Consider the following 11,371-nt stretch of genomic DNA (forward strand, 5'->3'; position numbering starts at 1 on the left):
TTCGCTTCACTGTCCTTTTTTGTATTAAGCATGTGCTGAATCTTTTAAATGACGCCATACTTTTCCATCACAATACGATAGAGAAGCACATTTCTGTTGTAAGACCAGTTTTTTTAGTTCGTGTTCAATCTGGGATTCAGGAGCGTCATAAATAAAGGCAATTTCAGCCGTAGTTGCTGTTTCATACCGTCTCAAGAATTGTTCAAGTGGTGGCTTCGGTTGTTTTTCAATCGTATGATCTAGCAGTTCACTTAAGATCGAAACATAGACCAAATACTCATAAGGTCCTTCAGCCTTAATGGCTTCCTCATCTCCAACGAAAGCGAGTGTCGGAAGAATTCGGACATCCCATTCCGTGACCAGTTCAGTCTCTTTCTCAAGCATTTGCTGAATCGTGTCCGACGAGACATCACGGTGGAATTCACCTAAATCCAGACCATACTCTGTCAATGCTTCGGCTAACCGCATCAATGATGGACGGCTGTAAGCACTCGCACCTTCGACATTATGAAGCATCCGAAGGCGTCGCATGAACCGCATACCAAACGTTTTTCCTTGAAGCTCGATTGCTTTCAGGATGACGAGTGGTGACATATCGCACGCGGAACGTGAAGGAGCACAAGGAATCGTAGCAATCGTGCGGAGACGAAAAAGATGACCATATTCTATCTCTAATTTCTTGAGAACGGGTATCAACCGTAAACCGTCCGTTTGTGTCACATCTAGAAAATGATAGATTTCCAGAGGTTTCGTCGGTTGTTGAATCGATGGTTCGTCCAATGAACAATAAGATCCGTTACATTGTGCGTGTTCCATCCGTTCACCCCTTCCTGTTGTTATCGTTACCCTATTTTAGCAACGAAAAAAAAGAAAGAGCAAAGGTTTTGCTTGTTCAGTCCTACACGAAAATTCAAGTAAGCGCTTTACGTTCCATGAAGCGAACGATTTTATTTTTAGTTTTGCGCTGCGGAATATCGTGTGCTAAAAGAAGTCGCTCGAAATCCTTTTGCCCTTGTTCGAAGTTGCTGACCTCAAACTCTAACTCATAATCTGTATGTCCGAGATAGCGACTTTTATCAAGGACGAGTAAGCCTTCTGGAAGCACCGTCTCGATGCGTTCGGTTTCTAAACGTCCTAAATGTTCCAACGAACCTTGCAAGTCAAAAGACGACAACTGGTGATTCATCTCTTCGGAGTGAATCAGACCGTATTTGAATAAATCTTCCGCTTCACTTGCTGATAGTGTGACATGTGTTTCAAGCAATCCATTTTCATGAGGTTGTTTTAAAGTAAGGACGAGTCCTTGTTTTTTTTCACGTATCCGTAAGGCAGCACCTTTTTTTCGAAGTTCGAAATCAGGCGTATCAAAATAATCATTTGCTTGCCAAATGGGTTGTTTAGTTGACGCATAATGGGTAAATAACGATAGATATTCTTGTTCAGACAATAAGTTCTTGAATTCGATTTCCAATTCTTGTCTAATCGGAATCACGCCTTTCTAGTTGAATGTCTGAAAATATGATAACATGAATGAGGTAGGAACAGGCACTGAACCAATACTATTCGATTAAAAGTGGTGACAAATCAGATGACAAAAGAAAATTGGGATTTATTTCTTGCGCCGTATCAAATCGCGGTCGATGAGTTGAAAGTAAAGCTAAAAGCGATTCGTAAACAATTTCAGCAACGGGGAGAGCATTCACCGATTGAATTTGTCACAGGACGGGTCAAACCTGTAAAAAGCATTCTTCAAAAAGCAGAACGAAAAGCAATTGCGCGTGAATCATTGGAACAAGATATGCAGGATATTGCCGGATTACGCATCATGTGTCAATTCGTCGATGATATCATTCATGTTCTTGAACTATTACGTTCGCGCGGTGATTTTAAAATCGTCGAGGAACGTAACTACATCACTCAAAAGAAGGATAGTGGTTATCGATCGTATCACGTCATCATTGCTTATCCAGTACAGACGATCGAAGGTGAAGTACCGACATTAGTCGAGATTCAAATTCGGACGCTTGCGATGAACTTTTGGGCGACGATCGAACACTCGTTAAATTACAAGTACCAAGGGAACATTCCGGAAGAAACGCGTGAGCGCCTGCGGCGGGCGGCAGAAGCGGCATTTTTGCTTGATGCGGAGATGAGTCAATTGAAAGTAGAAATCCAAGACGCGCAACTCGTCTTTCAACGCGACGCTAAGGCGTCGGAACGATTAAAAGAGTAGGGGGATGACCATGCGTTTTGCAATCACGGCTCGTGATGATGAGCGTTCTCATGCGCTAAAACAACAACTCGAGCAGGCGTTGACGGAGCGGGGATGTGTGCTTGATGTCAGTCAACCGGAAATCGTCGTCTCAATCGGGGGAGACGGGACAATGTTACAAGCGTTCCATTCGTATCTCGATCAAGTAGAGACGATTACCCTTGTAGGGATTCATACAGGGCACCTTGGTTTTTATGCGGATTGGCGTCCTGAAGAGATGGATGAGTTGATTGATCATATCGCGAAGCAGGATTTAGCGACGGTCGAATACCCGCTGCTTGAACTATCAATTGACTATGCGGATGGCTCGCATAATCAACTGCTTGCTTTGAACGAGTGTACGATCAAAAGTTTCAATCAAACACTCGTCTGCGATTTATCGATTCGAGGCGACTATTTTGAGACGTTTCGAGGTGACGGGTTATGTATATCGACACCCTCTGGTTCGACGGCATATAACAAGGCGCTCGGCGGTGCGATCGTCCACCCGGCACTCGAAGCGATCCAAATTACAGAAATGGCTTCGATCAATAATCGTGTTTACCGGACGATCGGCTCACCGATGTTATTACCGAAACATCATGATGTCGAAATTCGTCCCGTCAATCCGATTGATTTTCAGATGACCTATGACCACTATGCTTCGATTGTCCATCAAAATGTGACATCGATCCGGTGTCGGGTATCAGATAAAAAAGTGAAATTTGCTCGTTTTCGTTCTTTCCCGTTTTGGCAACGGGTGCGGGAATCTTTCCTGGCAGACGAAAGACGTTGACGCAGTATGTAAAGGAAAGAGAAACATGAATGGATTTCAGCTACGACAGACGGTTACTGATATCGAGGATGGCTGGCGCGTCAGTCATTTTTGTACGACCCGTCTAGGTATCTCACGAAAAATGTTAGTATCAATCAAAAATCATGGAGATATCACGCGGAACGGTCATCATGTCAACGTCCACGACGTCTTGTGCGTGGGTGACCGCGTCCACGTCTTCTTCCCGGAAGAAACACCAGCACCGGACATGGTAGCGACAGAAGGGGAACTCGATATTTTGTTTGAAGATGATTGGTTACTCGTCGTCAATAAACCACCGGGGATGGCATCGATTCCGTCACGATTGCATCCGGAACACTCATTGTCGAATTATGTTCTTGGTTATTATCGAAAACAAGGAATTCCGTATGCGATCCATATCGTCAATCGACTCGATCGTGATACGAGTGGTCTTGTCTTGTTCGCGAAACACGGGCTTGCCCATCACCGGATGAGTCTCATGCAACGATCCAATGAATTAGAACGACATTATTTAGCGTATGCACCCGGAAACGTACCGGTACAAACAATTGATCAACCGATTGGTCAAACTGATCATTCCTTCATGGAACGGATGGTACGACCAGATGGTCAACGAGCCATCACACATATCTTAAATAGCCGTCTAGTTCGAGCCTTTGACCAAGAAATCTCATTACTCGATATCCGACTAGAGACAGGTCGGACACACCAAATTCGTGTCCACCTTGCTTTTCTTGGGCATCCTTTGATTGGCGATACGATGTATCAAGGGAACCCGTTACTTCCGCGTCAGGCGCTTCATAGTGCGTCAGCAACGTTCCTTCATCCTGCGACGGGAGAACAGGTTCGTTTTGAAGCACCACTTCCTGAGGATCTCCGACTGGAATGATAAAGTGCACAAATAAAAGGCAATGGACTTGGTCCACTGCCTTTTATTTGTGTTTAGTCTTCATCGAACATGGAAATCCGAGATTGAGAGGCGATTGCCATGATCAATCCTAGACCGACGAGGTTTACGATCATCGTTGATCCACCATAACTGATGAACGGTAGGGGAAGGCCTGTGATCGGTAAGACACCAATCGTCATCCCGATGTTTTGGAAAATTTGGAACGTAAACATCGCGACGTATCCTGTCACGATATAGGTACCAAATGGATCCGCTGTCTCGAGAGCAATCTGAATCAACCGATAGACGAACAGGAACAATACGATCAAGACGATGGCAGCCCCGATGAAACCGTAGTGAGAGGCAATCGTCGTAAAGATGAAGTCTGTATGCAATTCCGGAACGAACACTTGCAGTTTCCCGTATCCAACGCCGAACATTTGCCCTGAACCTGTAGCGTTGATTGCTTGGACGAGCTGGTACGACAGATCATCCGCATATTCGAACGGTTGCAACCAAGCCATGATCCGGTTCATCGCGTGACCTGGGAAAAAGGTTGCGAGTAAATCATTTTGGAAAAAGAACAGGTAAAAGAAGATGATGACGGCTCCTGCGAACAGACCGAACATCGTTAAAAGCCATTTCCAGTTTAGTCCGGATAACAACATCGCACATGCTAAGATGACGCATAGAATCAAACCGATCCCTAAATCGGGCTGAATGATGATAAGACCGAGCGGCAAGGCTGTAACCGCGACTAACTTGATAAGTAACAAGAGATCTCTTTCATGTTGAACATAACGCGCATTGTGCTCGGTAATGACGGCAGCGAGCGTCACGATCAAAAAGAACTTCATGAACTCAGCCGGTTGAACCGTACCGATAACGGGGAATTGATACCAACCGTATGCCCCTTTGATTTCAGTGACGATTGGTGTGTTTCGAAGAACGACAAGACCGATCAATGACACGATACCTGCTCCATATAAAAACCAGTGGAATCGCTTCAACTGTTCATAATCGATGAAAATGACGACGGATAACGCCATGAAGCCGATGACATACCATTGAATTTGTTTGGCAGAGAAGTTGATGGCACTGATCGCACCTTTAAGCGAAGGTTGTGCTGTATAGATGGCGATGATACTGATGACCATCAGACAGGCGAGTAAAAACAACAACGTATGATCATAACGTTGTGTAAATGATTTGAATCGATTCATTTCATCCCTACTTTCTATCTCTTTCTATATTACCGTAATTTATCAAATCCGCAATATCAAGAGCGATGGTTGACAGAAGCGTTACGTTTTTGTAACCTGAAGATAGGTTTTATTACCAGGTACTAATTCAAGGGGGACTTTATCATGAATATTTATCCTTCACTCGAAGGCAAGACGTACGTCGTCATGGGCGTCATCAACCAACGTTCGATTGCATGGGGTATCGCACGTGCACTCGACGCTGCTGGAGCAAGCCTCGCATTTACATATGTCGGGGAACGTTTCAAAGCACCACTTGAAAAATTAGGACAGGAATTATCACGTCCGGCTTCTTATTATACGTGTGATGTCACGAGTGATGAAGAAATCGAACAGGTCTTCCAGACGATCCATGCAGATCACGGTAAGATTTCAGGAATCGCTCACTCGATCGCATTCGCGGATAAAGAAGCACTTCGTGGTGAATTTTCTGGTGTGACACGTGAACAGTTCGCGCAAGCACTTGATATCTCTGCCTACAGTTTGACGGCAGTCGTCAAGGCAGCGAAAGACTTCTTTACAGAAGACGCATCTGTCATCACATTGACGTACCTTGGTGGTGAGAAGATGGTTCCGAACTACAACGTCATGGGTGTTGCGAAAGCAGCATTAGATGCTAGCGTTCGTTATCTCGCTGCTGAATACGGACAGCAAGGTGTTCGTGTCAATGCGATCTCTGCTGGTCCGGTCCGGACAGTTTCAGCAAAAGGTGTTGGCGATTTCAACTCAATCCTTGATAGCATCGAAGAACGCGCGCCACTTCACCGTAACGTTACGACGGAACAAATCGGTCAGAGTGGATTATTCTTACTTTCGCAAATGTCGAGTGGTGTAACAGGAGAAATCCTTCACGTCGATAGTGGATTCCACATTCTGTAATAGGTGATTTAGTGAACCAGGCTTCCCTTAGGAGGGGAGCTTGGTTTTTTTTGTGCTTAATCGGGGAAGTGTCAATTATGAACAACGTTAGAATTAGAAGGGGAGAGGAAGTGCAGAGGATGAACGCAATCGATTTTACGGTCGTACAATATGTGAATCGTCAAGTACGAGTCGACCCACAACTGAAAACTGAACCGGTCGCAAGGGTTCAACCGATACGCCCAGTCGATCCTTATCGAGAACATGAAACGCAAGATTTTTTAGAAGAACAGGCGAATGCATATGGAGTGTTACCAGAACTAAAACTTCCCGGTCGAAGCTTCGACCGGGAAGTTTAATCATTCATTGACCTGTAAAGCGGAATGTCTCGTAGACACTCCAAGCTCCATTTTCCAGTTCATACAATAAAGCCATTTTCGTGACATCTTCTTGGAAACGGATATCTTCCATCTTGAGACGTTCTAGTACATCGAACAATTCGACATCCGACAGTTCTTGACCAATCGTGATATGTGGCAAGAAATCGTATTTCGGTTTATGTGCGAGTGGTCCTGTATGCAAGGCGCGATGTAATTGTTCTAACTCATCCGATGGCATTACTTTAAGGAACAAGACATTGTTCGTCGGATGGAACGACCGTGCTCCTTGGATGTGCAGATTGACCGGTTTCGTTTCGGACGCGATTCGATTTAACTCTGTCACGATGTGATCTAATTCTGTCTCATCGACTCCCATTCGCTCCCGTAACGTGATGTGCGGTGTGATCAGTGAATACTTCGAGTCATATCTCTTTCGGTATGAATTGGCAAAATCTTGAACGCGTTTCGATGGAAACAATACAACCCCAATGTTCATCGAAAATCCCCTACTTTCCCCTGAAATGATAACGCTTTACAAAATAATCATGACGGATTCTGGCGTCGATGTCAAAGAAGTTTGAGAGGAGCTTTAGAATCCGTGTATACTAATGAAGTACTTTGTTGGAGAGGTGGATACAGTCATGAAGAAAACACATTCAAAAGAGGTCAAACAAGCAGCAATTGACAAGTTACATGAACGCGGGGTGACGATTCATGCGATTGCTGAGATCGTTTACCAAATGCAAGCACCATACACAGTGGATCTGACAGTAGAAACATGTGTCAGTTCGGTTGAACGAGTTCTTGAAAAGCGTGAATTACAACATGCGATCCTTGTCGGGGCAGAATTAGATATTCTTGCTGAAAAAGGATTATTATCAGAACCACTCTTGTCCATCATCCAAAGCGATGAAGGATTATTTGGCGTAGATGAAACGATTGCGATTGGTGCTGTCAATACGTACGGTTCTATCGCTGTTACGACATTCGGATATTTGGATAAGGCGAAAGTTGGGATCATCAAAGAACTGGATACGAAGCTCGGAGACGGAAAAGTCAATACGTTCATGGACGATATCGTTGCAGCCATCGCAGCAAATGCATCAGGGCGTTTGGCGCATCGTTTGCGGGATAAGGAAGATTATTCAGCAGAAGAATTAGAAGAACGTAAGGGGACATACTAATGCGGGGGGCAAGAGCGGCGTGGGTGGGTGCATCCATCGCTGTCGTCTTGTTTGTGATCATCGCCGTCTCGATTCGAATGACGGGCTATTTTTTATTTGACGCTCAATTATCGTCGTACATGTCTCAACATGTTCCAGGGGACTATGTCTCTTGGTTCACTCAACTAGGCTCTGGTCCTGGGGCGATGACAATGACGGTGTTACTTGGAGTAGTGAGTTATGTCTTGTGGCGAGATCGTATCGCAAGTATTTGGTATGTATTGATGGCAATCTCTGTAGGAGCGTTGAATCAAGTCGTCAAATTTGCCTTCGTACGAGAACGTCCTTCATTGAATGAGCTAGTTGGTGGTGTTGGCTATAGTTTTCCAAGTGGTCATTCCGCGATGGCATTCGCTGTATATGTAGGATTTCTTGTCGTCGCTTTCCGGCATTTAAAAACGACGGGCAAAGTAATCGTATCGGTGTTGACGATTGGGTTATTTCTTGCCATGGGAGCTTCCCGCATCATTTTAAACGTTCATTATTTTTCAGACGTCATCGGTGGTTATTGTTTTGCCGCGATTCTTTTATGTAGCTCCTATGTATTCATCGTCTCCCGCAGAAAAAAAGGAGTGTCTTAATGCTAGTATTAGATGTAGATCATAGTTTATTATTTGATGAAGAAACGATGCGTTCCATTGATAAACCGACCTTGCTTGTTGAGCGAGTCGCCGGACGACCGCGATTCATGACGTTGCGAGCGCATCTTAGATTAAAACGATTGGTCTCAATCAACGGTGTCATTCCGGTGACGAAACGAACGATGGAAGAATATCAGCAGTTGGAACTTTTCCAAATCGATGCGCCGCCTAAATGGGCAATCATTGCTAGTGGAGAGATATTGCTGAAAGAGGGAAAAGTAGATCGTCGATATGAAAACTGGCTTCGTCAATTTAAAAAGGAAAGCTCACTTGATTCTATCCTTGAGTATATTATTGAGATGGAACAAGTGTCGTTTGATGTATATCCTTCCGACACATTATCGAATCAAATCGCACTTCCGCACGAACCGATTCATCGTACGTTGGACGAAGCGATGTTGCTAGAAGAATTATTTCGTAAATACGAAACAAAATAAAGAACCGGACAGTCTTTTTAAGACTGTCCGGTTCTTTATTTTTTAATGTTAGGTATCAAGTTGTAGGTAGAGAAATGTCGTCGAACCAGAACACGCCGACCGTCTCAGCACCAGCATGTGCCAAGATGGAAGGACCGAATTGCGTGATACGAACGTTGATTTTAGGATGTTCCGTTACAATCAAACGTTTCAATTCTTCAGCAGCAGTATGAGCGAGCGTATGACCGATATATAGTGTTCGATCGTAGATTCCTTGTGCTGTCACTTTAGAAGTGATCTCGCTTACCATTTCCTTAAAAGCTTTTTTGATCGAGCGTACCTTCTTGAAAGGAACAAGCTGTCCTTCTTCATTAAATTGAACGATCGGCTTGATGTTGAGCATGTTCGCTAATAAAAATTGACTTCCTGAAACTCGACCACCACGTCGCATCGTCTCCATATTTCCAATAATCAAATAAAAATGCGATTTGTGTTTAAACGTTTCAAGTGTCGACATGACTTCCTTTGGATCGTTACCAGCAGCTACTAGTCGCTGTGCGATCCGGACAAGTTCTTGTTGATTGGCAGCACCCGTGTATGAATCAATCGCATAGAGCGGGAAACCGACAGCCTCAGCTGCAGCGACCGAACTGGAGTAGGCACCACTTAAGCCACTCGTGATGTGAATCGCATATCCGTAATCATAACCGTCTTCGAGTAACTGTTCATATAGAGTTACGAAGTCACCAAAAGACGGTTGCGAAGTCGTAGGTGAAATTTTCGAATCGTCCTGCATTTTTTGATTCAATTGTTCAATCGAGATATCGACATACTCCCGGTAAGACTCCCCGTTCAAGATGAGTAATGTCGGTATCACATGGACTCCGATTTTTTCAGCCTCTCCTGGCTCGAAAAAAGCCATGCTGTCGGTAATCCAAGCAATCTTATCCATGTATATGACGCCTCCATTAATATAACCATTTTGTTCATCATACCATAGCTACGAAAACGGAATCACTAGCTAGCGCGTTTTTGTGTGACTGAAGCGGTGGAAACGTGTCCAAACCATGAACTGATACCAAAGGCGATAAGTGTCGGAAATAACCATTCTAAACTTTGATCCACTAAAGGAAGTGATTGATAGAAGGTTTTGAGATTTCCCGGGAAAAGAGAGAGTTGGTTTAACGCACTACAAAGTGAGAAGAAAATCGTTACTCCAAGAGTGGACTGATAAACGACCGACTTGCGACGGAACAGATGACGCATGAATGTTAGTGCGATTAAGACGATGACGATTGGATAAAGGAACATCAACACGGGAACGGCAATTGATAACAATGTCTGTAATCCGACGATAGATACTGTGAGACCAAGAACAGTCGTGAAGATACTTGCTGTTTTTAATGTGATACGTGCAGAAAGAGTCATCATATATTCTGCAAATGCGGTGACGAGACCAACTGCTGTCGTCAAGCATGCAAGTAGAATCGCAAGACCAAGTACAGCTAAACCAATTGAGCCAAACGCTGTATTCGCATAATGCTGAAGAAGTGTTGGTCCATCGACTTTTCCGATTGCGGCAAATGTATTACGTCCAATCATTCCGAGTCCGATATAGACGAGAGTCAAAGCAACCGCAGCAATCGTTCCAGCACGAGTGACGACTTTAAATTGTGCTGTTCGTTCATGAACGCCTCGACTTTTTAATGTATGAAGTACCACGACACCGAAGACTAAGGCGCCGAGTGCATCAAGCGTTAAGTATCCTTGAAGAAAACCTTGGATGAATGCTTGACCTGTCGTCTCATAGGCTTTGCTTGGTGAAGCGACACTTGAAAGTGGTGAGACGATGCTACTGATGCTTAACGCAGCAAGTGCAATCAGCAATAAAGGTGTGATGAAACGTCCGATGATTTCAAGTAATTTACCAGGACGCAATACGAGGTAAAGCGTAGCAATGAAAAAGAGACTTGATGAGAGAACTAATGTCATTTGTGAAGGCGCACCGAGAAATGGTACAACACCGAGCTCATACGTGACAACCGATGTCCGAGGGATTCCGAAGAAAGGTCCAATGGCAACGTAGAGAGCAAACGTCAAGGCAGCACCTACAAAACGAGGGAGAGGGGCAGCAAGCGTTTTGATGCCGCCTCCGATGGATGCGACAGCAAGTAAGCCGAGCAACGGAAGACCAACACCTGTCACGATAAAGCCGAGGATGGCTGGGAGGAATTGTTTACTTGCAAGGGCGCCGAGTTCTGGTGGGAAGATTAGGTTACCTGCACCGAAAAATAATGCGAAGATCATAAATCCTAAAGCGAACGTATCTTTTGTCTTAAACATGTGTTGTCCTCCATTCATTCTAATTTCAATAAAAAAAGCCTCATCCACGATGTGCGTGGATAGGCGTCGTGTGATCAGACGCCTTGTCGAAATGACGAAAAGGGCCTGGTCTTCATCTTCTCAATCGAGAAATGAATCTTCAGTCCCTGGTCATAATCACAATCAGTCGTACTTGGATGAGCGATGTATATGTCATGTTTAAAACCTCCTGTTTGAATTTTTCTAAGGATAACATGAAGAATCTAAGAAAACAATATTTTCTGAAAATTTATCACCGAAGCTTTTAAACAG

The 11,371-nt window shown here is 44.3% G+C and carries 14 protein-coding genes; 8 read left to right on the top strand and 6 right to left on the bottom strand.

Annotation, left to right across the window (positions count from 1 at the left end):
* Window positions 1–24: 24 nt before the first annotated feature.
* Both Q9R23_RS15665 and Q9R23_RS15670 read right to left on the bottom strand, forming a co-directional pair.
* A complete protein-coding gene (locus Q9R23_RS15665) occupies window positions 25–816 on the bottom strand; it encodes a DsbA family protein (RefSeq protein ID WP_311247407.1) in 792 nt (263 codons plus the stop codon).
* A 94-nt stretch (window positions 817–910) separates the two neighbouring features.
* Window positions 911–1,492, bottom strand: a complete 582-nt coding sequence (locus Q9R23_RS15670) for a CYTH domain-containing protein (protein WP_290759465.1) — start codon at window positions 1,490–1,492, stop codon at window positions 911–913.
* Between the two features lie 96 nt (window positions 1,493–1,588).
* On the opposite strand from Q9R23_RS15670, the gene yjbM reads away from it, so the two are divergent.
* From yjbM to Q9R23_RS15685, 3 genes are read left to right on the top strand one after another with little or no spacing between them, the layout of a single operon-like run.
* Window positions 1,589–2,233: a GTP diphosphokinase gene (yjbM, locus tag Q9R23_RS15675; RefSeq protein WP_035396676.1), complete on the top strand. Its 645-nt coding sequence runs from the start codon at window positions 1,589–1,591 to the stop codon at window positions 2,231–2,233.
* A gap of 10 nt (window positions 2,234–2,243) precedes the next feature.
* On the top strand, window positions 2,244–3,047 hold the full coding sequence (locus tag Q9R23_RS15680) for an NAD kinase (protein WP_035406625.1): 804 nt from the start codon (window positions 2,244–2,246) through the stop codon (window positions 3,045–3,047).
* A 25-nt stretch (window positions 3,048–3,072) separates the two neighbouring features.
* Window positions 3,073–3,957 (top strand): RluA family pseudouridine synthase, encoded by an 885-nt coding sequence (locus Q9R23_RS15685; protein WP_214854679.1) that lies wholly within the window; start codon window positions 3,073–3,075, stop codon window positions 3,955–3,957.
* 53 nt (window positions 3,958–4,010) lie between these two features.
* Here Q9R23_RS15685 and Q9R23_RS15690 read toward each other — a convergent pair whose 3' ends face one another.
* Window positions 4,011–5,180, bottom strand: a complete 1,170-nt coding sequence (locus tag Q9R23_RS15690) for an FtsW/RodA/SpoVE family cell cycle protein (RefSeq protein WP_035396680.1) — start codon at window positions 5,178–5,180, stop codon at window positions 4,011–4,013.
* A 144-nt stretch (window positions 5,181–5,324) separates the two neighbouring features.
* On the opposite strand from Q9R23_RS15690, the gene fabI reads away from it, so the two are divergent.
* Window positions 5,325–6,098: an enoyl-ACP reductase FabI gene (gene fabI / locus Q9R23_RS15695; protein ID WP_311247408.1), complete on the top strand. Its 774-nt coding sequence runs from the start codon at window positions 5,325–5,327 to the stop codon at window positions 6,096–6,098.
* Between the two features lie 119 nt (window positions 6,099–6,217).
* On the top strand, window positions 6,218–6,436 hold the full coding sequence (locus Q9R23_RS15700; protein ID WP_035406634.1) for a hypothetical protein: 219 nt from the start codon (window positions 6,218–6,220) through the stop codon (window positions 6,434–6,436).
* A 4-nt stretch (window positions 6,437–6,440) separates the two neighbouring features.
* Here the strand turns inward: Q9R23_RS15700 and Q9R23_RS15705 are convergent, their stop codons facing one another.
* Window positions 6,441–6,953, bottom strand: a complete 513-nt coding sequence (locus Q9R23_RS15705) for a YjcG family protein (RefSeq protein ID WP_311247409.1) — start codon at window positions 6,951–6,953, stop codon at window positions 6,441–6,443.
* A 145-nt stretch (window positions 6,954–7,098) separates the two neighbouring features.
* Here Q9R23_RS15705 and Q9R23_RS15710 point away from each other — a divergent pair, with 145 nt between their 5' ends.
* From Q9R23_RS15710 to Q9R23_RS15720, 3 genes are read left to right on the top strand one after another with little or no spacing between them, the layout of a single operon-like run.
* Window positions 7,099–7,641, top strand: a complete 543-nt coding sequence (locus Q9R23_RS15710; protein ID WP_035406640.1) for a phosphatidylglycerophosphatase A family protein — start codon at window positions 7,099–7,101, stop codon at window positions 7,639–7,641.
* On the top strand, window positions 7,641–8,261 hold the full coding sequence (locus tag Q9R23_RS15715; RefSeq protein ID WP_290772576.1) for a phosphatase PAP2 family protein: 621 nt from the start codon (window positions 7,641–7,643) through the stop codon (window positions 8,259–8,261). The genes Q9R23_RS15710 and Q9R23_RS15715 overlap by 1 nt, the downstream gene beginning before the upstream one ends.
* On the top strand, window positions 8,261–8,758 hold the full coding sequence (locus Q9R23_RS15720) for a hypothetical protein (RefSeq protein ID WP_311247410.1): 498 nt from the start codon (window positions 8,261–8,263) through the stop codon (window positions 8,756–8,758). Before Q9R23_RS15715 ends, Q9R23_RS15720 begins: the two co-directional genes overlap by 1 nt.
* A gap of 55 nt (window positions 8,759–8,813) precedes the next feature.
* On the opposite strand, the gene Q9R23_RS15725 is transcribed toward Q9R23_RS15720, so the two are convergent.
* Both Q9R23_RS15725 and brnQ read right to left on the bottom strand, forming a co-directional pair.
* The gene (locus tag Q9R23_RS15725; protein ID WP_311247411.1) at window positions 8,814–9,689 is read right to left on the bottom strand and encodes a DegV family protein; all 876 of its coding nucleotides are present in this window, start codon (window positions 9,687–9,689) and stop codon (window positions 8,814–8,816) included.
* A gap of 65 nt (window positions 9,690–9,754) precedes the next feature.
* Window positions 9,755–11,080, bottom strand: a complete 1,326-nt coding sequence (gene brnQ / locus Q9R23_RS15730) for a branched-chain amino acid transport system II carrier protein (protein WP_311247412.1) — start codon at window positions 11,078–11,080, stop codon at window positions 9,755–9,757.
* Window positions 11,081–11,371: the final 291 nt, after the last annotated feature.

It is taken from the genome of Exiguobacterium sp. BRG2, from assembly GCF_031844245.1.
Lineage (GTDB): Bacteria > Bacillota > Bacilli > Exiguobacteriales > Exiguobacteriaceae > Exiguobacterium_A.